Raw genomic sequence first — 24,183 nt, forward strand, 5'->3', positions numbered from 1 at the left:
CGGCTTGCGCTTGAACCCGCCGATGACGCCGAGCTTTTTAGCGGTTTGGTGCGCCAGGCGCTGTGCGGCATAGCCGAACTTGATCATGCCGGCGCGAACCAGCTTGACTGTGGCCGGGTCCTTGGCGTTGAGGAAGAACATCGACGCCGAGGTACCCGGATTGAAGTTCTTCTTGCCTTGCTTGCGCAGGAAATTGCGCATGGCGATGGAAACGTCGCCGAAGTCGATGTCCACCGGGCAGGGGTTCACGCAGCGGTGGCAGACGGTGCAATGGTCCGCCACGTCGTTGAACTCGTCGAAGTGTTGCAACGAGACCCCGCGACGCGTCTGTTCCTCGTACAGGAAAGCCTCGATCAGCAGGCTGGTGGCCAAGATCTTGTTGCGCGGCGAGTAGAGCAAGTTGGCGCGCGGGACATGGGTGGTACACACCGGCTTGCACTTGCCGCAGCGCAGGCAGTCCTTGATGGAGTCGGCGATACCGCCGATTTCCGACTGCTCCATGATGATGGATTCTTGCTCGAGCAACCCGAAGCTTGGCGTGTAGGCATTGCGCAGGTCTGCGCCGTGCATCAGCTTGCCCTTGTTGAAATGGCCATTCGGGTCGACCTTCTGCTTGTACTCGGCAAAGGTGTTGATGGTCTTTTCGTCGAGGAATTCCAGCTTGGTGATGCCGATACCGTGCTCGCCCGAAATCACGCCGCCCAGGTCCGTTGCCAGCTGCATGATACGGGCCACGGCGTTGTTGGCCTCTTGCAGCATGCCGTAGTCATCGGAATTGACCGGGATGTTGGTGTGCACGTTGCCGTCGCCGGCGTGCATGTGCAATGCCACGAAGACGCGGCTTTTCAGCACGGTTTTATGGATTTCGTCGCAGCGCTCGAGAATCTTCCCGTAGGCGCGACCGGCGAAAATCTGATGCAGCACCTTGCGCACTTCTCGCTTCCAGGAGACGCGCAGGTGATGGTCCTGCACGGCGCGGAAGATATTGGCGATTGCTGGCAGGCCCGAACGCGCCAGGATTTCCTCGGCGGCCGCTTCCATGACGTGGAGCGGCGAGTCGAGATTTTGCAGAATCTTGTTCCAGCGGGTTCGCGTCTCGGCGATGAGCGCTCCGGCCTGCTCACGCTTGGCGGCGACCATTTCCGGCTCGGTTTGTGTGTCTTCGTCTTCCACCAGGGGCAGTTCGCCCTTGAGGAATTCTTCAAGCGCGTCCAGCAGCTTGAGCTTGTTCTTGATCGACAGCTCGATGTTGATGCGCTCGATACCGTCCGAGTAGTCGCCCAGGCGCTCCAGCGGAATCACCACGTCTTCGTTGATCTTGAAGGCGTTGGTGTGGGCGGCGATGGCGGCGGTGCGGGCGCGGTCCAGCCAGAATTTCTTGCGGGCTTCGGCCGAGACGGCGATGAAGCCTTCGCCGCCGCGGGCGTTGGCGAGGCGCACGATGTGCGATGCAGCTGCGCCCACGTCGTTTTCGTCGTCGCTGGCGATATCGGCGATCAGCACCATCTTGGGCCGTTCAGGACGGCTGGCCTTGGTGGCGTAGCCGACGGCCTTGAGGTAGCGCTCGTCCAGATGCTCCAAGCCGGCCAGCAACGCATTGGGATGCTGGTCGAGGTAATCCTTGATTTCCACGATGGCCGGCACGGCAAGGCCTACGCTGCCGAAGAACTCCAGGCAGATGGTGCGCACGTGCTTGGGCATCTTGTGCAGGATGAAGGTGGCCGAGGTGATGAGGCCGTCGCAGCCTTCCTTCTGAATGCCGGGCAGGCCGGCGAGGAACTTGTCGGTCACGTCCTTGCCCAGGCCGACCTTACGGAAGTGCGGGCCGGGGATGACCAGGATTTCCGGTTCGCCCAGCGGCGTCTTGCCGTCCTCGGCAAAACGCGAAATGCGGAACTTGGCAACCTCGGCGTCGTGAATTTTGCCCAGGTTGTGCTCCAGGCGTTCCACCGTCATCCAGGTGGCATCCGGCGTCACCATGCGCCATGAGGCGAGGTTATCCAGCGCCGTACCCCACAGCACGGCCTTCTTGCCGCCCGCGTTCATGGCGACGTTGCCGCCGATGCAGGAGGCGTCGGCTGAAGTCGGGTCCACGGCGAATTCGAAGCCGGCGTCGGTCGCGGCCTCCATGACACGGCGCGTCACAGCGCCTGCGCCGCAGCGGATGGTCGGCACTTGTTCGAACACGCCGGGTAGCGAAGTCATCTGCACGGGGCTCAAGGAGTCGAGCTTTTCCGTATTAATGACGGCTGAATAAGGCGTCAACGGTACGGCGCCACCGGTATAGCCGGTGCCGCCGCCGCGCGGAATCACGGTGAGGCCGAGTTCGATACAGGCGCGCACCAGGGCAGCGATTTCTTCCTCGGTGTCGGGGTTGATGACCACGAACGGGTATTCCACGCGCCAGTCGGTGGCGTCGGTCACGTGCGAGACGCGTGCCAGGCCGTCGAACTGAATGTTGTCCTTGCGGGTCAGACGGCTAAGGCGCGACAAGGCGCGACGACGCAGCGCGGCCATCTCGCGGAATTCTTCCTCGAAACGGGCCACGGCGTTACGGGCAGCTTCGATGAGCTTGACCACGCGTGGGTTGTCGTTGCCGCGTTCGTCGATGGCGCGAATACGGTGGTGCAGGGCCGAAATCAGCGCGTTGCGGCGCTTGGCATTGGAGAGGAGGTCATCCTGCAAGTAGGGGTTGCGCGTTACAACCCACAGGTCACCCAGCACTTCGAACAGCATGCGGGCAGAGCGGCCAGTTTTACGTTCGGTACGTAACTGGTTGAGAATGTCCCACGCTTCGCTCCCGAGAAAACGCATCACAATTTCCCGGTCGGAGAACGAGGTGTAGTTGTAAGGGATTTCGCGCAGGCGTGTGGCCATGGACATGACAGGTAGTTGACTCAATCTAGTAGTATAACACAGCAGCAAGTAGCGATTAACCCCTTGATTACGTTAGCTTAACCTTACGCCAATCAAGGAATCCGACAAGATCAGTCGGAAATGCAACAGACTGTTTTTAATATGAGATGTTCCCCATGCAGGCGTAAAAAATCGGGGATGACAAACCCTGAGAAAACCCACAGAATTCTTTTTTATTGCAATAGGTTAAAGACGTGGCCTTGAACTTGAAGAAAATTGTTTTCCCCTTGGTACTGGCGCTGCTCCTAGGCGGCTTGGCGTTTACGTTGTTGAGCAAGGACGAAGCGCCGCCTGTCGCTTTTACGACCATTACCGGGCAAAAGATCGAGTTGCAGCAGTTGCGCGGCAAGATGGTGCTGGTGAACTTCTGGGCGACGAGTTGTCCGGGTTGCGTTCAGGAAATGCCCAAGCTCTCCGATACCTATAAGGCCTATCACGACAAAGGCTTCGAAATCGTCGCCGTCGCCATGGATTACGATCCGCCCGATCACGTGCTGCACTTCGCCGACAAGAACAAGCTGCCGTTCGCGGTGGCGCTGGATGCGGACGGCTCGCTCGCCAAGGCTTTCGGCGACGTGCAGGTGACGCCGACCTCCTATATCATCGACCAACAAGGCCATATCGTGCAGCGGGTCATGGGCGAGGTGAATTTCGTTACGCTGAAGTCGCTGCTGGACCAAAAACTCAAGGGGAGCGCCTGATGGGATTCAAACAGCATTTCTTGTACCTCGCCGATTACCAGCACTGGGCCAACGATATGCTGTTCGACGCCCTCGACCATCTCGACGACGAGCGCCGCCAGGCGCCGCAGAAGCTCTACTACGGCAGCATTCACGGATCGCTCGATCACTTTTTGTTTTTCTGGCGTAAGTGGGTGGCCCGTATCCAGGGGGTCAATTTCAACGAGGGCTATGTGCCGGGCAACCGGTTGGAATGGCGCGACCTTAAGAACCAGTTGCGGCAGGAAGTACGCAATTTCCAGCGTTGGCTGGAACAACAACCGGAAAGCTTTTTCGACAGCAAGCTGATCTATCGCCGCGCAGTCAATCAGGAAGTCCGCGAAATCTGGGTCAGGGATGCCCTGACGCATCTTTATACCTACGCTTCGCTCGAACGCGGTCATGTTTCCGCTACGGCTAGCGCCTTGGGTGCACCTTTCCCGGATATGGCGTACCACCTGTATCGCCAGGAAATGGGCGAACACCTGGAGCACTTGCGCAAGGCCTGACTTACTTAATACGTGACGCTGTTTCGCTCGGCGCCTCGGTTTATATTTCCAGACCGTTTGTTTCAACCGATTCCCGGATAACTCCTCATGCTTTGGATCAAGGCCCTGCACATCATTTTCGTCACCAGCTGGTTCGCGGGACTGTTTTACCTGCCGCGCCTGTTCGTCAATCATGCCATGGTGGACGGTGGAAGCGAGGCGGCAGAGCGACTCGCGCTGATGGAACGCAAGCTGTATCGATTCATGACGCCATTGGCGGTGCTGGCGCTGGTGTTCGGGCTGTGGCTGTGGCTGGGCTACGGCATCGCGGGGGGCTGGCTGCATGCCAAGCTCACCCTGGTGTTCGCATTGATCGGGTACCACCTGTATTGCGGCAAGCTGATGCGCGATTTCGCCCAGGGGAACAACCGTCGCAGCCACGTGTGGTACCGGTTTTTCAACGAAGTCCCCGTGCTGATCCTGTTCGCGGTGGTGATTCTCGTCGTGGTGAAACCGTTCTGAGCGATAATAACGCTACATTCAACCGGCTTTCCTGCCGTTACTAACCAATAATATCGGGCTCTATTCATGCAAACCCTTATCTGCGGCTCGCTCGCTTACGACACCATCATGGTGTTCCAGGACCAGTTCAAGAATCACATCCTGCCGGACAAGATTCATATCCTTAACGTCGCATTCCTGGTGCCCGACATGCGCCGCGAGTTCGGCGGCACGGCGGGTAACATCGCCTACAACCTTCATCTGTTGGGCGGCAAGCCGCAGATTATGGCGACAGTGGGCGACGATTTTGGTGCCTATGCCAACTGGCTCAACCAGATCGGCATGGATATGAAGCATATTCGGGGGATCGCCGGCAGCTACACCGCGCAGGCGTTCATCACCACCGACAAGGACGACAACCAGATCACCGCCTTCCACCCGGGCGCGATGAATTTTTCGCATGAAAACCGCGTCACTGATACCCACGGCGTCAAGCTCGGCATCATTGCGCCGGACGGCCGCGAAGGGATGTTCCTGCATGCACGCGAGTTCCAGGAAGCCGGCATTCCTTTCATGTTCGACCCGGGCCAGGGCTTGCCGATGTTCACCGGCGAGGAACTGATGGAATTCACCGGCATGGCCGATTACCTCGCCCTCAACGACTACGAGGCGCAACTCATGCAGGAAAAAACCGGTCAAACGGTTGAGCAACTGGCTTCCAAGGTGAAGGCGCTGGTCGTCACCCTGGGTGCGAAGGGTTCGGTGATTTACGCGGATGGTCAACAGCATGCAATCCCGTGCGTTGAAGCAGATGCCGTGATCGATCCTACGGGATGCGGCGACGCTTATCGTGCGGGTTTGCTCTACGGTATTGCGCGCGATTGGAGCTGGCAACAGACGGGTAGATTGGCTGCCGTCATGGGCGCCATCAAGATCGCCAGCCGCGGGGGGCAGAACCACAAGCCGGGGCGTGAAGAGATCGCCCGGCGCTATCAACAGGCGTTCGGCGAGACGCTGACGCTGGATTAAGGAGAAACAGCATGAACATTCGTACGCTCGTCATTCCTCTCATGTTGGCCACCGCAGTGGCCGGCTGCGCCAGCAGCAATTCGGGCGACGTCTATAGCCGCGACGAAGCGCGCCGCGTACAGACGGTGAAAATGGGCGTGGTCGAAGGTGTCCGTCTGGTCAAGCTAGAAGGCACCAAAAGCCCTGTCGGCACAGGTGCCGGCGCTGTCGTAGGCGGCGTCGCCGGTAGCTCCATCGGCGAAGGCAAGGGCAGCATCATCGGCGCGGTGGTGGGTGCCGTTGCCGGCGGTCTGGCAGGTTCGGCGCTGGAAGAAGGCGTGACGCGCAAGGACGGCATCGAGATCACCGTCAAACTGGATAGTGGCACCATGATCGCTATCGTGCAGGAAGCCTCCGACGAGAAGTTCTCCCCCGGTGACCGCGTGCGCGTGTTGGAAGGCGGCGGCAATACCCGCGTTTCGCACTAAGCAACATTCGAATCGTTTTTCGGTTTGATCGTATTACGGAGGCTCTGGCGCGGCGGACTACTGATGGCGCATCTCTTTTTGGGGATGGCCATCGCCGCGACATTGCTTCCTCGTCTTTCCCCGGATCGGCGCCGGCGGCTCATTCGCTGGTGGTCTGGGCGGGTTCTCCGGATTCTCAACGTTCGATTGCAAATCAAGGGCGAGCGGCCGACTGAAAATCTCTCAGGCGTTCTCTTCGTCTCCAATCACATTTCCTGGCTGGATATCTGGCTGATCAATGCAGTGCAGCCGGTACGATTTATTTCAAAATCCGAAGTGCGAACCTGGCCCCTAGTCGGTTGGTTGGCGGAGAAAGTGGGCACGTTGTTCATCGAACGCGCCCGACGCCGCGACACCTCGCGAATTTCCAATGCCGGTACGAGCGCCTTGCAGCAAGGCGATTGCTTGTGCGTGTTTCCCGAGGGGACGACGACCGACGGTACGTGCATGCGGCCGTTTAAAAGCAGCCTGCTGCAATCGGCCGTCGATAGCGGCACAGCGGTGTGGCCCATGGTGGTCGCTTATCCCGGCAAAAATGGGTGCCCGGATACCGGTATCGCTTATGCCGATGATATTTCGATGACGCAATCCATGCGCGAGATTCTGGGAAGAAGGTCGATCGATGCGGTGCTGGAGTTCTTGCCGCCGCTGCCTTCGCAGGGGCTGAGCCGTCGGCAATTGTCGGCGCAGGCCGAGAAGGTTATTTCTTCGGCGGCTTGTCTTGGGGTGCGCGCGGCACCTGGAACAGCTTCCGGTCTTCCAGCCGCAGGGCGGTAAGCTTTTCGCCCCACAAGCAGCCGGTATCCAGGCCGATCAGGCGCTTGCGCAGCACCAGTCCCAAGGCCGACCAGTGGCCGAAAATCAGCGTGTCTTTCTTGCTCTTGCGGTCTTTGATGTCGAACCAGGGCAGGTAGCCCTCCGGGATATCTTTCGGCTCACCCTTGAAGCGGAATTCCATCTGCCCGTCGGGGGCGCACACCCTAAGTCGCGTCATGGCATTGGTGATGACGCGCAGGCGGTTCATGCCGGTCAATGATTCGTCCCAACGATCCGGCTGGTTGCCGTACATGTGGGCCAAAAACTCGCGATAATCCGGGCCGCGCAGGGCGGTTTCAACTTCCTGAGCCAGCGCGCGCGCCTGCTTGGCATCCCACTGCGGCAGCAAGCCGGCGTGGACAATCAGATATTCATCCTCGGCATAGGCCAGGCTTTGCAGGCGTATCCAGTCGAACAGCGCGTCGCGGTCTGGCGCGGCCAGCAGCTCGTCCAATGTGTCGCCTCGATGCACCTCGGCAAAGCCTTCATGTACGGCCAATGCGTGCAAGTCGTGGTTGCCCAGCACTGTCGTCACACAACTCGAATGCTCCTTGAGCCAACGCAATACCGCCGTCGAGTGCGGTCCGCGATTGATCAGGTCGCCTACCAGCCACAATCTGTCGCGCTTGGGGTTGAAGCCGCAAGCCTCGAGCAAGTTGATGAAAGAGTAGTAGCTGCCTTGAAGATCGCCGATGGCGTAAGTAGACATAAGGACTGGCGGGGAAAAGCGGCCGGAAGGGTCCGGCCGCGAGGGGAATTACTTCTTGGCAGGCTCGGCAGCGGCAGGGGCTGCTTCAGCCTTGGGGGCTTCCGGCGCCTTGAAATTGGCACCGGCCTTGTTGGCCATGTAAGCCACGGCACCCGCGACTTCGATGTCGCTCAGGTCAGGGTTGCCGCCGCGGGCGGGCATGGCGCGAATGCCGGCGAGGGCATGCTTGACCAGGGTGTCATAGCCTTGAGAAATACGGGGACCCCAAGCGCCGCTGTCGCCGAACTTGGGGGAGCCCAATGCGCCGGTGCCGTGGCAAGCGATACACACTTCGTTGAACACTTGTTCACCGCTCTTGGCAGCAGCCGGGCCGGCGCTCGCATCCTTCAGCGCCACTTCACCAACCGGCTTGATGCGTTCGACAACGGTTTTTTCTGCGGCAGCCGCATCTTGATCTTGCGGATGGCCATTCTGGATACCCATGACCATCTTGACGATCATGAAAATGACCAACCCCGGTGCAAACAAGCCGCCCAAGGTTGCAATAATGAATTGGCCGACGGTGGTCGGCGGCTTGCCGTGGTGATCGCTCATGATAATTTCCGTTGCAAAAAAGCTTGATTATACAATCACCCACAAGGTCAAACCAAGCCGTAAAAGGCATGCCGCACAAGGCCAATGACCCGATGCCCAACGCCTGCGACCGCTTCTACGGTATAATCACTGTCTTCCCACGCGCCCGTAGCTCAGCTGGATAGAGTACTGCCCTCCGAAGGCAGGGGTCGCACGTTCGAATCGTGTCGGGCGCGCCAAATCAAAAAAGGCCGATTCCATAAGGAATTCGGCTTTTTTCATTTCATATCGTCAATTGACATGTCAGAGCATTTCGTCCGGTGAAATTTGACGCGTCCCCCTTGAGGGGGCAGGCCAGAGAATTCCGCAAGATGTGGCATGAATATCAGGGCAAGACAACGCTTTGAATCACATCAGGACGCAGCCATAGGTTGACGCTTTTCTTCTGATGCGATCCACCAGATGAGCGAGGGACTACTAGACTGTTCGAGATTTTATTTCTTGCTCGAAGGAATCGTCGTCTTCCTCACTATCTGGCATGACTATCCGGATTGGGCGAGTCCCGATCCTGGCTCCCGTGACTTCATCTATGGCCACCGCCTTGATTTCCGTGCCTGTTTCAGCGTCTAGAAAGCGTACCAGCTTGCCTCCTCCCCGATGTTCACGCCCCCACTCACCAATCATAAAGAGCACAGGCAGAAAGTCTCGCCCGGCTGGGGTCAGCAAATACTCCTCACGTGGAGGGTGCTCTGAATAGCGACGCTTTTCAAGCAATCCCTCATCCGTCAGTGCAGCCAACCGCCGAGTCAATATCGCAGGGGCGATGCCCAGGCTTTTCCGAAACTGGTCAAAGCGCGTGAGGCCAGCATGTGCATCGCGAAGGATCAATATGCTCCATGTATCGCCAAACAAAGCCAAACTGCGTGCGACGGGGCAAGGGTCATTACAAATATTTTCAGTGTTCATACAATTTTAGTAGTGACTAACTCTCAAATTGGTAGTATTGTTACTTCCGAATTGATAGTAACACTTCGATCACGAGCAATCTACCATAAATGGGGAAGTTAATTATGAGTAAAAGAAATTTGGGCGTCGCATTGGTGACAGGCGCATCTTCAGGCATAGGTGAAGCCACAGCAGAGCGGCTTGCGAAAGTTGGGTACAAGGTCTACGGCACCAGCCGGCGCGGAGCCCAAGCGGGCCAGCGATCATACGAGATGTTGGCCCTTGACGTCACCAGCGATGAATCCGTAGAAGCCGCTGTTGCGGAGCTGATACGGCGGGAAGGCCGTATCGACCTGCTCGTGAACAATGCAGGCTTCAGCGTTGGTCCGGCCGGAGCGGAAGAGGTTTCGATCAAACAGGCTCAATTGATATTCGACACCAACTTCTATGGGATCGTACGGATGACGCGTGCCGTTGTGCCCCATATGCGACGTCGAGGAAGCGGCCGCATCATTAACATCGGGTCCGTGCTTGGTTTCCTTCCAGCACCGTATATGGCGCTCTACGCCGCAACCAAGCACGCGGTTGAAGGATATTCCGAATCGATTGACCATGAGTTGCGTACGCGTGGCATCCGGGTTTCAATCATTCAGCCCGCATATACCAGAACGGGGTTTGAATCGAACCTACTGGAACCTGACTTGATGCTTGATGAGTATCGCGATGTTCGTATGGCATTGGCTAAGAGGGTGGCAGAGGCGGTCGAAGCCGGAGACGATCCTAGCGTCGTGGCCAATACCGTGCTGAAAGCTGCTATGGCGACTCACCCAAAGATCAGATACACAGCCGGTAGTCTTGCCTCTCGCCTGCGATTCCTTCGTAGATTTGCACCCGCATTTCTGGTTGATGCTGGGGTTCGGAAAGATCTGGGGATCGATGCGTGATTATGAAACTCAACTTCAGAAATCTCGCGATACTGACATCGTTTATTTTTTTCGCTTTGGCGCTCATCTGGATGTTTGCACCCAATCTCTTGCTGTCAAATTGGGGCGTCGAACTTTCATCTTCTGTCGAACTGGTTGGCCGACGTGGGGCAGCACTGTATGCGGGAATCAGCGTTATGTTTTTCTCGGCAAGAAACGCTGAGGCATCGCCAGCTCGTTCAGCTTTGGTTGCTGGTTTTGTGGCGGCATGTTTGACGCTCGCAGCCCTTGGGTTTTTTGATCTGATGGCTGGTCATGCCAGCCATGGCATTCTGGCTGCCGTATTTATCGAAGTAACTCTTGCGCTGGCGTTTCTGTATGTAGGACGAGCACGCAGAAATGCGGTCACATTTAACAAGAAACCGGGGATTAAACGATGAAAGCACTTATCTTGAAACGTTATGGTCGCACTGACCAAATCGAATTCGCCGACATTCTACGGCCAACGATCAAGCCGGACGAAATTCTCGTCCAAGTCCACGCTGCCGGTTTAAACCCTATCGACTACATGATCCCGAAAGGCACATTCAAGCCCATCCTCCGATTTCAGCTACCTGCCACGATGGGTAGCGATCTGGCAGGTGTCGTGATGGAGGTGGGAAGTCGAGTGACGCGATTCAAGCCAGGTGATTCCGTTTTCGCCAGTATCTTCGATCTGGGTACGGGAGCGCTCGCTGAATTTGCTGCCGTGCCCGAGAGCGCTGCCGCGATCAAACCGGAAAACCTGGACTTCGAGCAAGCGGCCTCGATCCCGATGGTCGGGCTTACGTCGTGGCAAGCGCTCAAAGTGCGAGCAGGCATCAAACCCGGTCAAAAGGTATTCATCCCCGCAGGTTCTGGCGGCATTGGCACCTTCGCAATTCAGCTTGCAAAACACCTCGGAGCAAAGGTGGGGACGACCACCAGTACAGATAACGTGGCGCTGGTTCAACGCCTCGGAGCAGATGTGGTGATCGATTACAAGAAGCAGGAATTTGAGAATGTGCTACGGGACTACGATGTTGTACTGGGTACTGTCAGAGGCGATGCAATCGAGAAGTCCCTGCGGATTTTGAAGCCCAGGAGCAGAGTTGTCTCACTCATCGGACCACCGGACGCTGCGTTCGCTCGTGCCAGAGGCATGAACTTCTTCATGAAGTTTGTATTCGGTCTGATGAGTGGCAAGATCATACGCAAAGCCATGAAACGCGGTGTCGAATATTCATTCTTGTTTGTCCATCCAGACGGTCGTCAGTTAGCAGAAATAGGGGAGCTTCTTAGCACGGGACGCATCCTCCCTGTGATCGATAAGGTATTTCCGTTCGATGAATCAAAAGAAGCACTTGCGTATCTTGAAAAAGGCAGGGCCAAGGGGAAGGTCGTTGTGCAGATGGGAAATACGTGAAACGCCCAGGAATGGCCTAAGATTGGCGGCAGTTTTGGTGCTTGGCTGCTAGAAATCATCCTAGTGCAAAGCGGCAGCTGTGAATTAGATTTGGTACACAGATATTGTTCTTGCTACCGCCCCTGCACTAGCTAATTTGTCTATCCGCGAGCCTTACCCAAAGGCAGCCGTGATGCCAGCCTACTTGGAGTAAGCATTGGATTTAATGTATGTCCGCTTTTGGTAGCCGATAGCGGTCACCTCGATCTTGGTGGACCAGATAATCCCTATCTGTATGTAAATCCCTAGAGTTTTAAGGATATTTTCTGCGCCTACAGATTGGCTTATCCTGAGTACCTGCCATATTTCCAGCTAAAAGCAGCCGAAAGGGAAAATGCAATGACAACCGTTGCGCTGATGGTTTCTACGCGAAAGGGTGCGTGGATATTCCAAACCGATTCGAACCGGGCTGCTTGGAAGGTCAACGGCCCGCATTTTCTCGGGCATATCATCAATCATCTGGTGCTTGATCCCCGTGATCGCACGACGTTGCTGGCTGCCGCCAGTACAGGGCATCTGGGGCCGACCATTTTTCGTTCTACCAATTGGGGACAGACCTGGGAGGAGGCGGCGAAACCGCCCGCATTTGCCCAGGCACCCGAGGGGCAAAACGGCCGTTCGGTCAAGCACACGTTCTGGCTAACGCCAGCGCACGGTAATGAGCCGGATGTCTGGTACGCGGGCACCTCGCCGCAAGGGCTCTTTCGCTCAGCCGATGGCGGCAGGACGTGGGCTGCGTTTTCCAGCATCAACGACGATCTGAAATATCGCGAGTGGATGGGCAGCGAGAAAGACGGCACGCCGGACGGCCCCAAGCTGCATTCGATCATCGTCGATCCGCGGAACCCGAAGCATTTGTACTTCGGCATGTCGGGCGGCGGCGTGCACGAGTCGCTCGACGGCGGCGAGACGTGGCGCGTTCTGATTTCGGGCATGGACGTGGTCGAGGGCTTCGGTTTCGATGCCACCAACCCGATGTTTCACGATCCGCACTGCATTCGCCTGTGCCCCAGCAACCCTGATCGCCTCTACCAGCAAAATCACTGCGGCATCTATCGCCTCGACCGGCCGTCCGACACTTGGGTACGTATCGGTAAGAACATGCCCAGCGAAGTCGGCGATATCGGCTTTACGATGACGCTGCATCCCCGCGACGACAACACGGCCTGGGTGTTCCCGATGGATGGCACCCAGGTATGGCCGCGTACCAGTCCGGGGGGAAAGCCGGCGGTTTATGCGACGCACGACGGCGGCGCAACCTGGCAGCGTCGCGATGCAGGCATGCCGAAAGAGCAGGCATGGTGGACGGTAAAACGCCAAGCAATGTGCAGCGACAGCCACGACCCGGTGGGGCTTTATTTCGGCACGACCAGCGGCGAGCTCTGGATGAGCCGGGACGAAGGCCAATACTGGGAGTGCATTGCGCAGCATCTACCGGAAATCTACGCGGTGGAAGCAATAGTGCTCTAAGGATTCCGCGCGATGAAAGTGCTTATCCCCAGTGCTTTGCTGTCATATACCGGGGCAAGCCAGGTCGATGCTTCAGGGGCGACCCTGGGTGAGGTTCTGGACGAACTGGATCGGCAATATCCCGGTATTCGCTTTCGCATGATCGACGAGCAACAACAGGTGCGTCGTCACATCCGGGTCTTCGTCAATGGTGTATCGGCGGAAAACTTGTCGCTGCCGATACAGCCCGATGATCAAGTAGTGATTGTCCAGGCCTTGAGCGGCGGATAAAAGCCTGGGTCACCTGAATCAAGCTTTATTCTTAGTTACAGAATTCTTGGTTACAGATTCCCGCAACAGCAAGGCACGTTTGCGATCCACACCCCAGCGATAACCGGAAACGCTGCCATCGCTTCGCACCACGCGGTGGCATGGAATTGCCACGGCCAGAATATTGGCGGCACAGGCGCTCGCTACTGCACGAATCGCCTTCGGTACACCAATGCGATGCGCCAGTTCGGAATAGCTGAGCGTCGAACCTGCGGGTATTTCCTGCAAGGCTTGCCACACCCGTTGCTGGAAGGCGGTGCCGCGCACATCCAGGGGCAAATCCAGGCCGAGGCCAGGCGTTTCGACGAATCCGACGACTTGCGCGACGAGATGCTCAAATGACGGATCGTTGCCTACCAAATGCGCGTTGTGGAACCGGTCCTGCAATTCATGGACGAGCTTTTCCGGATCGTCCCCGAGTGCAATGGCGCAGATGCCGCGATCGCTGACAGCGACCAGAATTGCACCGAGAGAACACTCGCCTACTGCGAAACGAATGTCCGTATCGACACCTCCAGACCGGAATCGCGAGGGCGTCATGCCGAGCACGCGATTCGATTTTTCGTAGAACCTGCTTTGCGTGCTATAGCCCGCGTCATAGATGGCTGCCGTCACTGTCGGATGTTGCCGCAGTTCATTTCGTACGCGTTCGGCTTGCTGGGCGGCCACATAGCGCTTGGGTGTGAGGCCGGTCACCTGCTTGAATATGCGATGGAAATGGTAGGTGCTCATCTCCGCGATGCCAGCCAAGGTATCCAATGCTGGCGGTGTTTCAGCCGCGTTAACAAAACGACAGACCTTGGCGATCAAGGCTGCGTGTCGTTGCTTCAATGTCGGTTGGTCAGGTCGGCACCGTTTGCAGGGACGGAACCCCGCCTGCTCGGCTTCGGCCGATGTGAGGTGAAAGCGGACATGCTCAGGTTTAGGTAACCGTGCCCGGCACGAAGGCCGGCAATAAACGCCCGTGGTGGCGACAGAATAGTAAAAGGCGCCATCCGCAGACGGGTCGCGAAGGAGCACCTGAGCCCAACGCGGGTCATTGCTTGTGACTGCCGCCGCTTCTGCCGATTTGTTTGAAAGCTTCATTGCTGCACCATATCCCCAACGTCATGGGTAATCAATTTATGCCATGGGATCAAACCTGCCACCCCGACTCTTGCGATTGAATTTTCGTGTGTCCTAAGAAGCTGAGATCGCGCAGAAAGCAGCTGTAAAAATGCGCTAATATCCAGCGATATCGGCATTTTTAGAGGCGTTTTGCGATGCACGTAAACATTCAATCACCTGTCGTCGACTTGTTGCAGCGGCAAGGCATTCCGTTCGGCGTCATCGAGATCCCACTGACCGAAGATAAAAAGCCTATTCGCAATCTGGAAGAGTTGCTCTCGAATCAGGGGCTGGACCCCAAATCGGTGGTGCGTAGCGTGCTTTTCAAGACGGCTTCGGAGCGCTTCGTTTTATTGGCAGTTGCTGGGGGCGGCCGGGCAGATTGGGCGGTCTTGCGACAGCATTTGAACGAACGCAAATGCCGAATGGCGGAGTTCGATGAAGTGGCCGAGGCTACGGGCTATATCGTGGGCGCCGTTCCGCCGGTTGCGCTGCCGAGTGAGATCAAGGTTCTGGTTGACGACAGCGTGAAAAACTATGAGACGGTGGTGATCGGCAGCGGCGTGCTGGGGTTTGCCTTATCGCTGAAAGGCGCCGATTTGTTGCGGCTGCTGGCAGATGCCGATCAAGGAGCGTTTACCAGTCGAGAGTCATGAATGAGGCCTGTTGTAGAGGATCTGAAGTTTGCTATTAACCTCTCTCTACAAACCAAAAGGCCGCTTCCGATGGGAGCGGCCTTTTGATTTAACGAACTGCAATGACGCCGGGAATCAGCTGCGCAGGTAGGCATTGAAGAAGGCGAGGGTACGTTCCCACGCGGCTTTGGCGGCTTCGGCATCGTAGCGCGGCGTGGTGTCGTTGTTGAAGCCGTGCTGTACTCCGGGATAAATGTAGACCTCGTAATTCACCCCGGCCTGGTTCAAGGCCGCTTCGTAAGCTGGCCAGCCGGCGTTGATTCGCTCGTCTGCCCCGGCGTAATGAAGCAGCAGTGGCGCCTTGATCTTCGGCACGTCCTCTGCCGGAGGTTGCCCCCCGTAAAACGCCACGGCCGCATCCAGGTCCGGCAGTTGGGTCGCCAGATAATTGGCGATTCCTCCGCCATAGCAAAAGCCTACGACGCCCACCTTGCCGTTGCCTTCCGACAGGGTTTTCAGCACACGCGCTGCGGCAATAAAGTCCTGCCGGGTTTTGGCCTGGTCGAGTCGCGGGAACAACTCGCGGGCCTTGTCCTCGTCGCCCGGATAACCGCCTAGCGAAAACAGTGCGTCCGGTGCGAAAGCGATAAATCCCTCCAGTGCCAACCGCCTCGCGATGTCCTCGATATGCGGGTTGAGGCCGCGGTTTTCGTGGACGACAAGAATCGCGGGTAATTTATCTTCGACGTCGGCCGGTTTTACCAGGTAGCCGCGCAACTTGCCGTAGCCGAGCGGGGAGGGGTACTCGACATAAGTGCCCTCGATGCGATCGTCGTCCTTGCTGACTTGCTCGGCCTCGGCAAAACGCGGGCTCAATGCCTCCAGAAGTCCCGCTGCCGTCACACCGCCGACCGCAAACTGCGTTGTCGAATCGAGAAACTGTCGTCGGCTGATATTGCCGTGCACGAGAGCATCGAACATCTTGAGCACTTCGGGATGGAAGTCGCGGGCTGTTTTTCTTGTCATGGAACACCTCGAGGGAAAATCGGTGGGTAGCGATGGATCTTGTTGGTTAGTCAAGGTGAAAGCCGGAAGGTTTTCAATCCCGCCTCAATGGGGTGGTTATTATATTTGCCTGAGATTCCCTCATCAAATCAGCCGACCATCAGGGCGAGCTTTTTGATCGCTGCCTCGACTTCCTGGGTGTATGGATGGCCGTAATTCAACCTGAGGTAGTTCTTAAAGCCGCGGTGGGCCGAGAATATCGGGCCGGGGGCCACGCTGATGCCATTCTCCAGGGCGCTACGGTGCAGTGCGAGTGCGTCGGTATCGTCCGGCAGCTTGATCCAGAAAAAATAACCGCCTTCGGGGCGAGTAATGCGTGTTCCCTCTGGAAAATACCGTTGTATGGCTTCCAGGTATTGCATCTGTTGCAGCATGAGCGTGTGCCGCAACTGCCTCAAGTGACGATCGTAGCCACCCTTGCCAAGGTAACTGGCGAGTGCCTGCTGGGCGGGAACGGAAGTGGCGAGGGAGGTCGTGAGCTTGAGCCGTTCGAGCTGCTTGGCGAAACGCCCGGGTGCGGTCCAGCCCACCCTGTAGCCCGGCGCGAGACACTTGGAGAAGGATGCGCAATGCATGACCCAGCCCTCGGTATCGAAGGCCTTGGCAGGGGGTGGCCGTTTCTCGCCGAAGTAGAGTTCGCCATAGACGTCGTCTTCGATGAGCGGTATTTGATGGCGCGTGACAAGTTGCACCAGGCGTTGCTTGTGCGCTACCGGCATCAGGCTGCCTTGCGGATTCTGGAAATTGGTCATCAGCCAGCAGGCCTGCGGGCGGTGCTTTTCGATGGCCTCTTCGAAGCAGTCGAGGTCGATGCCGGTGACGGGATGGCTGGGCACTTCGACCGCTTTGAGCCCGCTACGCTCGATGCATTGCAGCGCGGCGTAAAACGTCGGCGATTCGATGAGTACGGTATCGCCGGGCCGAGTGACGGCGGCAAGGCAGAGATTCAGCGCTTCCATGGCGCCGTTGGTAATGACGATCTCGTCGACGGGAACTTGAATGCCGTCGATGCGGTAGCGCAGTGCAATATGACGGCGTAACTCCTGGTCGCCCGGACCCAGGTCTTCGACGGTCCGCCAAGGATCCATCTGCTGCACCGTCGATGCGATGTGGCGAGCGAGGCGAGCCATGGGAAACAGCAGGGGGCTGGGAAAAGCGGAGCCGAACGGGATGCTTTTGCGAGCGCGCGTGGCTTCCAGCACTTCGAATACCAGTTCGCTGACGTCCAGTTCCTGCGGTTGCGAGTGGGTCGTTGAGGTAGGCGCCGGCAGCGCTTGCAAACGCTGCGACCCAAGGGCGACAAAATAGCCCGAGCGTGGCCTGGCCGTAATGACACCGCGCGCCTCCAGCAAGTAATAGGCTTCGAACACGGTCGATGGGCTCACACCGCGGCTCGTGCTGGTTTGGCGAACCGACGGCAAGCGGTCGCCCGGCCGCAGCATGCCCTCCTGGATGGAGCGGGCAATATCGTCGGCAAGTTGTTCGTAGCGTTTCATCGAGTGCTCATTATGAAGGTTCTTGTAGCGCAACTGATATGGTTTTTTAATGCAAAACTGAATCTGTTATTCAGTGATGTACATTTCTACCATACGAACTCCTGTCATTGCGTCCGGAGTTCGTCATGCAAGTCGCTTCCACCTTGGCCGCGTTCAAGCCGAGGAAGGTCATTCCCATCGTTCCCTACAGCGTCAAGGGGCGCTATCGTTCGATCAAGACGGCGTTGCTGGTCATCGCGTATAGCGTCTATTTTTCGCTGCCCTGGCTGACGTGGCACGGAAATACGCGCACCGGCCAGCCGCTCCTGATCGACTTGCATGCGCTGCGTGTGAATTTTTTCGATCTGGTGATCTTTCCGCACGACCTGATCATTCTCGTTGGAATCCTGATCCTGGGTGTCGTGATGATGTTCATGGCGGCGGCCTTGTACGGCCGCGTGTTTTGCGGGTTCTTCTGTATCCAGACCTTATGGACCGATGCGTTCCGCTGGATTGAACGGGCCGTGCAGGGCGAGGCCCAGGCGCGGTTGCGGTTGCAGAAACAGCCTTGGAACGTGAACAAGATTGCCAGGGTCGGTCTCACCCATCTCCTGTGGCTCATCTTGTCGTTCGCCACTGCGTTGACGTTTACCTTGTATTTTCTCGATGCACCAATCCTGTTCGCGCGAACATTTGCAGGGACGGCGCCCATGGCGGCTTACGTGACGATTATCGCGCTGACGGCTGCGACTTATATCGCTGCCGGGTTGGCGCGAGAGCAAATTTGCCGGGTGGCCTGCCCATACGGCAAGTTCCAGACGGCCATGCAGGACGCGCATACCGTGACGGTGTTTTATGACCGCAGTCGGGGCGAGCGCCAACGCGGCAGGACAGCGCCCAAGGCAGAGCTCAAGGATATGAGCCAGCGTGCCGCACAGGGATATGGCGATTGTGTGGATTGCGGGTACTGCGTGAATGTTTGTCCCACTGGCGTGGATATCCGCAAAGGATTCCAGATCGATTGTATTGCATGCGGGCTGTGCGTCGATGCCTGCGACACCATCATGGATCGCTTGCAGCTGCCACGTGGTTTGATCCGCTTCAGCTCCGATGCGGCAGTCGCGGACAACCGGCGACGCATCAACCCCAAGGCTTGGGGATATTCGGCGGTGCTTGCGGGAATGCTGGCGTTCGTCTTTTATACAGCGCGGACGCTGACGCCGTTCGATGCGAGCGTCCAGCATCAGGCTCAGCCGCTCATGATTCGCCTCGCCAACGGCGATATCAAGAATCGCTATAGCTTGCGCATCACCAACAAGACTTCGCAGACGGCTGAGTATGTGTTGCGGGCAGAAGGGTTGTCGGAGCACGCTTTGGACGGCCGAGGGCTATGGACCGTGCCGGCGGGCAAGACCTACACCCAGCTGGTCAGTGTGGTTCTGCCGGAAGAGGCCGCTCGCAATACGCGGCAGGTCAAGCTGGTGCTGATTGAGCGTGGGCATCCACGCGATGCCAAAGCCCTGGAGATTTCCTATTACTCGGGGCTATCCGCCAAGCTTTGAGCCAGACTGGAGGTGTAGTAGGGAGACCGCTTATTGAGTGCGGCCTCCCAGCAGCTTTGCAGATGCCGTTCCACGCAGTCGACGATATCGCTGTCAAGCTTGCCGCTTGTGGCCTGCTCCTTGATGATGGTAAGCACCTGCTCCGGCGGTAGGGCATCGCGGTAAGGGCGCTTCTGAGCGAGAGCCTGAAACACATCGGCCACCGCGATGATGCGGGCTTCCAACGAGAGATGTTTTTTCTCCAGATGGTAGGGATAGCCCGAACCGTCCACCCGCTCGTGATGCTGCCCGGCCCACAGGGCCACTTCTTGCAGACCGTGGATGTTCTTGAGGATATTGAAGGTATCGAAGCTGTGGCGCTGCACGATGGCATATTCCTCAGGCGTCAGGCGCTGGGCTTTTTCCAGGTATTCGTCGGGCACGCGCAGCTTGCCCAGGTCGTGCAGCAGCCCGGCCATTTCCAGCATTTCGCAATTGCGTTCAGATAGCTGATACAACTCGCCCAGATAGCGCGCCAGATTGGCGACGCCGTCGGAATGCTCGCGGGTGTAGGTGCTCTTGGCGTCGACGATGACGGAAAACAGGTGGATAAGGCCGCGCAGCTCGTGGAAAGAAATCTCGCGACGGTGTTCGTGCGACATCCAGGTCGAGGTGTAGCCGTTGACGTGCTCGCTCTCGAGCCTGAACCAGAAGGCCTCCGATTGGGAGACTTCAAGAAATGCCTCGACCAGTTGCGGGCAAAACCAGTCACCGCTTTTTTCAATGATGAGGCGGAGTGTCTCGTCCCTGCCCAGCAGGATATTGGATTGATCCTTGAGGCTCGCCAACGTGAGGATGTCCACCCGGTCTGCCAGGTAAATGCAATTGGCGCTGAGCTTGACCTGCTCCGGCAGGTCGAGTTTTTGCAACACCGACCAATGCGTGTGATGGTATCGCACGATGTCCGATAGCTTGGACAGCAGTGGCGTCGAAGCCAACAACGCGGCCCCCGCCTCGCAATGCTCCATCTCGTTTTCCCACTCGAACTGCGTCAGGCGCGAATGGATATAAGTTTTTGACACGCCGCTGTCGTGCAGGATCCCGGCCTGGAACAGATCGTCCAGCTGGTGCTTGTGCCAGCCCAACAGCTTGGCGCATTCCGCCGCCATGTAGGCCACGCGCTTGCCGTGATGAATATGCGTAACCCCGACGAGATCCAGTGCGTCGGAAAGCGAATACACGGCTTGGTGTAGGTTGATTTGATAAGTGGACATTGATATCAGGCCAGCAGGAAACAGTTCATCGTCTTGCAAATAGGCACATAGCTGACATTGAGAGTCAGTCTATGCCTAGAAAACAGCGGAGGCAAACCTTACATTTATTCAGCAAATATTGCAAAAATTAAAATAGTTGCAATAACAATTGCTAAAATAAGTGATTCATCCAGCGGCTCTTTTAAGCCCATTGCCACGAAAGGCACTTTGCCATGCAAATTGAACGCACCGACTCCGGCCTCACCAATATTCTCAAGAAGCTCGGTGTCATGACTTCATTGCGGGATACCTATCTCGTGGAGCAGAGCTTGCTGAGAACGCTGGGGCCGCTGCTAGGCGTGCTGGAAACCTCGTTTTATCGCATCGATGGCAATCGCGGCGTAGTTCGTGCGTTGCATCATTCGCGCAAGGTCGTCGACCAGGAAGATTCGCAAAGCTTTGTCGAACATTTCGAGGAAGTGTCGAACATGCCCCAGATTCCGGAGGTCGTGCGACACGTGTTGGATACGGTGCGTCTGCTGGGCAAGGCGTGCAGCCGCAAGCTGAATGACGAGCTGGTGGTCGGCTATCCGATTTTCGGCAAGAACGAGCAGGTGGGGTTTTTCGTCTTCCAGCGCGACCGCGAAGTGACGCCGGTCGAGGATGCGATCATTCACGGCATTCTCGAAGTATTTACTAATTACTTCGAACTGCTCGATACCAGCCAGCGCGACCAGCTCACCGGCTTGCTCAACCGGCACTCGCTGGAATCCAACCTCGACCGCCTTTGGAACGTGTTGTCGGCGAGGATGCACGATAAATCCCATAATCGACGTAATGCGGAGAACGAGTCGTTCTGGCTGTGCATGATCGACATCGATCACTTCAAGAAGATCAATGACCAGTTCGGCCACATCATCGGCGACGAAGTACTGATCATGATCACGCGACTTTTGCAGGTTTCATTCCGCAAGAGCGATCTCCTGTATCGCTTCGGCGGCGAGGAATTCATCGCCATTATCGCCGCCAAGGATCTCGAAACCGCCCAGCAAACGTTCGAACGTGCCAGGGCGAGGGTGGAAGAGTTTCCTTTTCCCCAAGTAGGCCATGTCACCATCAGCGGCGGCTTTACCAATGCCAACCCCATGCTGTTGCCGCAGGAAATCGTGCACCGCGCAGACAGTTCGCTCTACGCGGCCAAAACGGCCGGGCGCAACCGTATCTGTCACTACGAAACCCTGATCGCCCAAGGTTTGGTCAAGGAAGCTGCGACGGGCAGCATCGACATTTTCGAACCTTAAGCCGAGCTTAAGCTTCATTGGCTATTCTTCCCGGCATCGTGTATTAGAATCGGCGCATGGACGTCGTCACAATCGAAATCAGGATTTGAATGGAAAAAGGAGCAAGACCGATGCGCTTAGCCTGGATAGGGCTGTGCCTGTTGTTGCTGCCCTTGGGGAGTCGGGCGGAGGAATTGGAACGCCTGGAGCGCGATACGCAGCTCACCATGTCGCAAGTGGTGGCCAAGGCCTACGAACGCAACCCACAGCAGCAGGTGATCAATGCAGGAAAAGTCATGGCCGACGCACGTTCGATCCAGGCCGGCAGCATGCTACCGGGCGCACCGGCTATTTCCGTGCGGCATCAGAACGATACCATCGGCAGCGGACGTAACCTGAACGAATGGGAAGCGGCTGTTGAGCTGCCGGTATGGTTGCCTGGACAACGTGCGGCACGAGAATCGGTGGCGCGAGACTGGGGCAGCAGCGTAGAGGCGAATCGCAGCGGGTTAATGCTTAACCTGGCCGGACAGGTGCGAGAAGCCGTGTGGGATGTCGCGATGAACGCTAACACGGCCGAGTTGGCGGACCAGCGCGTGAAAAATGCCCTGGCTTTGCAACAGGATGTGGAAAAGCGCTGGAAGGCCGGCGAACTCGCCAAAACCGACGTCATGCTGGCGCAAAACGAAACGCTGCAAGCGCAAACCGCGCAGTTGCGCGCCCAGGCCGAGCTCAAGCATGCCGAACATCGTTACTGGATGCTGACAGGGCTTAAAGCCTTGCCCGGTCATCCGGAAGAAAACGAAAGCTCGCGTAGCGGGCTGGCGGACGATCATCCCTTGCTTGCCGAATCGGCGGCCAAGGTGACCTTGGCTCAAGGCGAACGGGCATTGGTGCAGGTCGAAAAGCGCGAGAACCCGCAAGTCATCCTCAACACGCGCCACGATCGCGGGGCATTCGACAGTCAATTCGATACCAGTGTTGGCGTAGCGATTCGTGTGCCGCTCGATGCCGGCGTGCGCTCCGCTCCCTTGGTTGCCAATGCGGAAATGGGCCTGGCCCAGGCCATGAGTGAGCGCGACCAACGCCAGCTTGTCTTGCTAGCAGCGCTGCATGAGGCCGAGCACAACCTCGAAGTGACTCGCGCGGAGCTGAACATCGTCGAGGAACAGCACCGACTGGCACAGGAAAACCTGCGGTTGGCTCGCAAGGCGTTCGACCTAGGCGAATCCGATCTCGTCAATCTGCTGCGCGTCCAGGCTTCTGCCCAGGAAGCAGAGCGGATGTTGCGCAGCCGTACGACCCAATTGCAGTGGGATATCGCTCGTTATAACCAGGCTGTAGGAGTCTTGCCTTGAAAAAAATCAGTTGGATGCTGTTGGTTCTGCCGCTCGTGGCTAATGCCGGTGACCTCATCGCCATGAACCCCAAGCAGATGCAGTCGCTGGGAATCACTGTTGCACCGCTGGCACAGGCGCAGCCGGTCATGAGCGATCGTTTGCCGGGAGAGATTACTGTCCCAGTCGGGCAAGAGCGTGTCGTCAGCGCGCCGCAAAGCGGCCTTCTCGATGTCGTGCAAGTTGCTGCTGGGCAGAACGTCAAGCGAGGACAAGCGCTTGCGCACATCAATAGCCCGGACCTCGTGAGCTTGCAGCGAGATTATCTCCAAGCGCAGACGCAGCAACGCCTGGCCTCCAACATGCTGGAACGCGACCGCGAACTCTACAAGGACGGCATCATCGCCGAGCGCCGGTTGCTAACGACCCAAAGCAGCCACGAAGAACTCGCCATCAATCTGGCCCAACGTCGACAGGCACTGAAACTTGCCGGCATGAGCGACGAAGCCATTCGCAAGCTGGAAACCACCGGTACGCTATCGTCAGGCTTGAGCTTGTCGGCGCCTATTGATGGTGTGGTGCTGGAGCAGATGGCCACCGCCGGCCAGCGTGTAGACCCGGGTACGCCGATTTATCGAATCGCCCGTCTCAAGCCGCTCTGGCTGGAGATTCATGCCCCGCTGGATATCCTGGATTTCGTCCGTGTCGGCATGCACATGACCATTCCCAACTACCAGGCGGAAGGCAAGATCATCACCATCCTGCGTAGCGTGAACAAGAACGACCAAACGGTGCATTTGCGCGCTGAAATCGTAAGCGGTGCGGACAAGCTATCGCCCGGCCAGTTCGTCGAGGCGGCGTTGATCTCGGATACTTCCAGCAATCAATTTACTGTCGCCAAGAGTGCAGTGATTCGGAGCGGGCAAAAGAGCTACGTCTTCGTGCAAACCGCCAAGGGATTTACCGCTGAACCGGTGACCTTGGTGCGCGAGCAGGCGAACAATGCCGTCATCAAAGGTGAGCTGACCGGATCTGAAAAAGTAGCCGTTTCCGGTACGGCGGCCATCAAGGCGGCTTGGTCCGGCATCGGCGGAGAATAACTC

General features: G+C 57.5%; 24 protein-coding genes and 1 tRNA gene. 17 read left to right on the forward strand and 8 right to left on the reverse strand.

Features of this window, described 5'->3' with window-relative positions; all coding sequences use genetic code 11:
* Positions 1-2,877 (reverse strand): DUF3683 domain-containing protein (locus NMK_RS15170; RefSeq protein ID WP_109016865.1); only part of this gene is annotated, 2,877 nt, incomplete at its 3' end.
* Between the two features lie 245 nt (positions 2,878-3,122).
* Between NMK_RS15170 and NMK_RS15175 the strand changes: the two genes are divergently transcribed.
* The 6 genes from NMK_RS15175 to NMK_RS15200 all read left to right on the forward strand — a co-directional run bounded on the left by NMK_RS15175 (position 3,123) and on the right by NMK_RS15200 (position 6,936).
* The gene (locus NMK_RS15175; RefSeq protein WP_109016866.1) at positions 3,123-3,617 is read left to right on the forward strand and encodes a TlpA disulfide reductase family protein; all 495 of its coding nucleotides are present in this window, start codon (positions 3,123-3,125) and stop codon (positions 3,615-3,617) included.
* Positions 3,617-4,144: a DinB family protein gene (locus NMK_RS15180; protein WP_109016619.1), complete on the forward strand. Its 528-nt coding sequence runs from the start codon at positions 3,617-3,619 to the stop codon at positions 4,142-4,144. The genes NMK_RS15175 and NMK_RS15180 overlap by 1 nt, the downstream gene beginning before the upstream one ends.
* An 87-nt stretch (positions 4,145-4,231) precedes the next feature.
* Positions 4,232-4,645 carry a protoporphyrinogen oxidase HemJ gene (gene hemJ, locus NMK_RS15185; protein ID WP_109016620.1) on the forward strand — a complete coding sequence of 138 codons (414 nt, stop codon included), beginning with the start codon at positions 4,232-4,234 and terminating at the stop codon, positions 4,643-4,645.
* A gap of 66 nt (positions 4,646-4,711) precedes the next feature.
* A complete protein-coding gene (locus tag NMK_RS15190) occupies positions 4,712-5,653 on the forward strand; it encodes a carbohydrate kinase family protein (RefSeq protein WP_109016621.1) in 942 nt (313 codons plus the stop codon).
* Positions 5,654-5,664: 11 nt separating this feature from the next.
* Positions 5,665-6,120, forward strand: a complete 456-nt coding sequence (locus tag NMK_RS15195; protein WP_109016622.1) for an outer membrane lipoprotein — start codon at positions 5,665-5,667, stop codon at positions 6,118-6,120.
* 63 nt (positions 6,121-6,183) lie between these two features.
* Positions 6,184-6,936, forward strand: coding sequence for a lysophospholipid acyltransferase family protein (locus NMK_RS15200; protein ID WP_109016623.1), 753 nt, complete (start codon positions 6,184-6,186; stop codon positions 6,934-6,936).
* Here NMK_RS15200 and NMK_RS15205 read toward each other — a convergent pair.
* Together NMK_RS15205 and NMK_RS15210 are read right to left on the reverse strand one after the other, a co-directional pair.
* Positions 6,860-7,684 (reverse strand): symmetrical bis(5'-nucleosyl)-tetraphosphatase, encoded by an 825-nt coding sequence (locus tag NMK_RS15205; RefSeq protein ID WP_109016624.1) that lies wholly within the window; start codon positions 7,682-7,684, stop codon positions 6,860-6,862. The two genes, NMK_RS15200 and NMK_RS15205, sit on opposite strands and share 77 nt — an antisense overlap.
* Positions 7,685-7,732: 48 nt before the next feature.
* Positions 7,733-8,278 (reverse strand): c-type cytochrome, encoded by a 546-nt coding sequence (locus NMK_RS15210; RefSeq protein ID WP_109016625.1) that lies wholly within the window; start codon positions 8,276-8,278, stop codon positions 7,733-7,735.
* 141 nt (positions 8,279-8,419) lie between these two features.
* Here NMK_RS15210 and NMK_RS15215 point away from each other — a divergent pair.
* A tRNA-Arg gene (locus NMK_RS15215) sits at positions 8,420-8,496 on the forward strand.
* Between the two features lie 238 nt (positions 8,497-8,734).
* Here NMK_RS15215 and NMK_RS15220 read toward each other — a convergent pair.
* On the reverse strand, positions 8,735-9,223 hold the full coding sequence (locus NMK_RS15220) for a winged helix-turn-helix transcriptional regulator (RefSeq protein ID WP_109016626.1): 489 nt from the start codon (positions 9,221-9,223) through the stop codon (positions 8,735-8,737).
* A gap of 104 nt (positions 9,224-9,327) precedes the next feature.
* On the opposite strand from NMK_RS15220, the gene NMK_RS15225 reads away from it, so the two are divergent.
* The 5 genes from NMK_RS15225 (at position 9,328) to NMK_RS15245 (ending at position 13,348) form a co-directional block, all read left to right on the forward strand.
* The gene (locus tag NMK_RS15225; RefSeq protein ID WP_109016867.1) at positions 9,328-10,146 is read left to right on the forward strand and encodes an oxidoreductase; all 819 of its coding nucleotides are present in this window, start codon (positions 9,328-9,330) and stop codon (positions 10,144-10,146) included.
* 2 nt (positions 10,147-10,148) lie between these two features.
* Positions 10,149-10,565: a hypothetical protein gene (locus NMK_RS15230; protein ID WP_109016627.1), complete on the forward strand. Its 417-nt coding sequence runs from the start codon at positions 10,149-10,151 to the stop codon at positions 10,563-10,565.
* Positions 10,562-11,569, forward strand: coding sequence for an NADP-dependent oxidoreductase (locus NMK_RS15235; RefSeq protein ID WP_109016628.1), 1,008 nt, complete (start codon positions 10,562-10,564; stop codon positions 11,567-11,569). Before NMK_RS15230 ends, NMK_RS15235 begins: the two co-directional genes overlap by 4 nt.
* A gap of 378 nt (positions 11,570-11,947) precedes the next feature.
* Complete coding sequence (locus NMK_RS15240; RefSeq protein WP_109016629.1) at positions 11,948-13,078, forward strand: beta propeller repeat protein; 1,131 nt, start codon at positions 11,948-11,950, stop codon at positions 13,076-13,078.
* A 12-nt stretch (positions 13,079-13,090) separates the two neighbouring features.
* A complete protein-coding gene (locus NMK_RS15245) occupies positions 13,091-13,348 on the forward strand; it encodes a MoaD/ThiS family protein (protein ID WP_109016630.1) in 258 nt (85 codons plus the stop codon).
* An 18-nt stretch (positions 13,349-13,366) separates the two neighbouring features.
* On the opposite strand, the gene ada is transcribed toward NMK_RS15245, so the two are convergent.
* Positions 13,367-14,473: a bifunctional DNA-binding transcriptional regulator/O6-methylguanine-DNA methyltransferase Ada gene (gene ada, locus NMK_RS15250; protein ID WP_109016631.1), complete on the reverse strand. Its 1,107-nt coding sequence runs from the start codon at positions 14,471-14,473 to the stop codon at positions 13,367-13,369.
* A gap of 176 nt (positions 14,474-14,649) precedes the next feature.
* Here ada and NMK_RS15255 point away from each other — a divergent pair, with 176 nt between their 5' ends.
* Positions 14,650-15,150 carry an aminoacyl-tRNA deacylase gene (locus NMK_RS15255; protein WP_109016632.1) on the forward strand — a complete coding sequence of 167 codons (501 nt, stop codon included), beginning with the start codon at positions 14,650-14,652 and terminating at the stop codon, positions 15,148-15,150.
* Between the two features lie 114 nt (positions 15,151-15,264).
* Here the strand turns inward: NMK_RS15255 and NMK_RS15260 are convergent, their stop codons facing one another.
* Together NMK_RS15260 and NMK_RS15265 are read right to left on the reverse strand one after the other, a co-directional pair.
* Entirely contained in the window at positions 15,265-16,155 is an 891-nt protein-coding gene (locus tag NMK_RS15260; RefSeq protein WP_109016633.1) for a dienelactone hydrolase family protein, read from the reverse strand.
* 128 nt (positions 16,156-16,283) lie between these two features.
* Positions 16,284-17,690 (reverse strand): aminotransferase-like domain-containing protein, encoded by a 1,407-nt coding sequence (locus tag NMK_RS15265; RefSeq protein ID WP_109016634.1) that lies wholly within the window; start codon positions 17,688-17,690, stop codon positions 16,284-16,286.
* Positions 17,691-17,815: 125 nt separating this feature from the next.
* On the opposite strand from NMK_RS15265, the gene ccoG reads away from it, so the two are divergent.
* The gene (gene ccoG / locus NMK_RS15270; protein ID WP_109016635.1) at positions 17,816-19,231 is read left to right on the forward strand and encodes a cytochrome c oxidase accessory protein CcoG; all 1,416 of its coding nucleotides are present in this window, start codon (positions 17,816-17,818) and stop codon (positions 19,229-19,231) included.
* Here the strand turns inward: ccoG and NMK_RS15275 are convergent.
* Positions 19,204-20,484, reverse strand: a complete 1,281-nt coding sequence (locus tag NMK_RS15275) for an HD domain-containing phosphohydrolase (protein WP_109016636.1) — start codon at positions 20,482-20,484, stop codon at positions 19,204-19,206. The genes ccoG and NMK_RS15275 overlap by 28 nt on opposite strands.
* 212 nt (positions 20,485-20,696) lie before the next feature.
* Here NMK_RS15275 and NMK_RS15280 point away from each other — a divergent pair, with 212 nt between their 5' ends.
* The 3 genes from NMK_RS15280 to NMK_RS15290 all read left to right on the forward strand — a co-directional run bounded on the left by NMK_RS15280 (position 20,697) and on the right by NMK_RS15290 (position 24,180).
* Positions 20,697-21,764: a GGDEF domain-containing protein gene (locus tag NMK_RS15280; RefSeq protein ID WP_109016637.1), complete on the forward strand. Its 1,068-nt coding sequence runs from the start codon at positions 20,697-20,699 to the stop codon at positions 21,762-21,764.
* Between the two features lie 110 nt (positions 21,765-21,874).
* The gene (locus tag NMK_RS15285; RefSeq protein WP_181376309.1) at positions 21,875-23,101 is read left to right on the forward strand and encodes a TolC family protein; all 1,227 of its coding nucleotides are present in this window, start codon (positions 21,875-21,877) and stop codon (positions 23,099-23,101) included.
* Entirely contained in the window at positions 23,098-24,180 is a 1,083-nt protein-coding gene (locus NMK_RS15290) for an efflux RND transporter periplasmic adaptor subunit (RefSeq protein WP_227871529.1), read from the forward strand. Before NMK_RS15285 ends, NMK_RS15290 begins: the two co-directional genes overlap by 4 nt.
* Positions 24,181-24,183 lie beyond the last annotated feature (3 nt).

It is taken from the genome of Novimethylophilus kurashikiensis, from assembly GCF_003112435.1.
Taxonomy (GTDB): domain Bacteria; phylum Pseudomonadota; class Gammaproteobacteria; order Burkholderiales; family Methylophilaceae; genus Novimethylophilus; species Novimethylophilus kurashikiensis.

Coding starts and splice junctions, on each gene's coding strand:
- NMK_RS15285 (WP_181376309.1), top strand. CDS start 21,875: ATGCGCTTAGCCTGGATAGGGCTGTGCCTGTTGTTGCTGCCCTTGGGG.
- NMK_RS15225 (WP_109016867.1), top strand. CDS start 9,328: ATGAGTAAAAGAAATTTGGGCGTCGCATTGGTGACAGGCGCATCTTCA.
- NMK_RS15245 (WP_109016630.1), top strand. CDS start 13,091: ATGAAAGTGCTTATCCCCAGTGCTTTGCTGTCATATACCGGGGCAAGC.
- NMK_RS15195 (WP_109016622.1), top strand. CDS start 5,665: ATGAACATTCGTACGCTCGTCATTCCTCTCATGTTGGCCACCGCAGTG.
- NMK_RS15230 (WP_109016627.1), top strand. CDS start 10,149: ATGAAACTCAACTTCAGAAATCTCGCGATACTGACATCGTTTATTTTT.
- NMK_RS15265 (WP_109016634.1), bottom strand. CDS start 17,690: ATGAAACGCTACGAACAACTTGCCGACGATATTGCCCGCTCCATCCAG.
- NMK_RS15260 (WP_109016633.1), bottom strand. CDS start 16,155: ATGACAAGAAAAACAGCCCGCGACTTCCATCCCGAAGTGCTCAAGATG.
- NMK_RS15235 (WP_109016628.1), top strand. CDS start 10,562: ATGAAAGCACTTATCTTGAAACGTTATGGTCGCACTGACCAAATCGAA.
- NMK_RS15240 (WP_109016629.1), top strand. CDS start 11,948: ATGACAACCGTTGCGCTGATGGTTTCTACGCGAAAGGGTGCGTGGATA.
- hemJ (WP_109016620.1), top strand. CDS start 4,232: ATGCTTTGGATCAAGGCCCTGCACATCATTTTCGTCACCAGCTGGTTC.
- NMK_RS15180 (WP_109016619.1), top strand. CDS start 3,617: ATGGGATTCAAACAGCATTTCTTGTACCTCGCCGATTACCAGCACTGG.
- ada (WP_109016631.1), bottom strand. CDS start 14,473: ATGAAGCTTTCAAACAAATCGGCAGAAGCGGCGGCAGTCACAAGCAAT.
- NMK_RS15275 (WP_109016636.1), bottom strand. CDS start 20,484: ATGTCCACTTATCAAATCAACCTACACCAAGCCGTGTATTCGCTTTCC.
- NMK_RS15255 (WP_109016632.1), top strand. CDS start 14,650: ATGCACGTAAACATTCAATCACCTGTCGTCGACTTGTTGCAGCGGCAA.
- NMK_RS15205 (WP_109016624.1), bottom strand. CDS start 7,684: ATGTCTACTTACGCCATCGGCGATCTTCAAGGCAGCTACTACTCTTTC.
- NMK_RS15280 (WP_109016637.1), top strand. CDS start 20,697: ATGCAAATTGAACGCACCGACTCCGGCCTCACCAATATTCTCAAGAAG.
- NMK_RS15190 (WP_109016621.1), top strand. CDS start 4,712: ATGCAAACCCTTATCTGCGGCTCGCTCGCTTACGACACCATCATGGTG.
- NMK_RS15210 (WP_109016625.1), bottom strand. CDS start 8,278: ATGAGCGATCACCACGGCAAGCCGCCGACCACCGTCGGCCAATTCATT.
- ccoG (WP_109016635.1), top strand. CDS start 17,816: ATGCAAGTCGCTTCCACCTTGGCCGCGTTCAAGCCGAGGAAGGTCATT.
- NMK_RS15200 (WP_109016623.1), top strand. CDS start 6,184: ATGGCGCATCTCTTTTTGGGGATGGCCATCGCCGCGACATTGCTTCCT.
- NMK_RS15220 (WP_109016626.1), bottom strand. CDS start 9,223: ATGAACACTGAAAATATTTGTAATGACCCTTGCCCCGTCGCACGCAGT.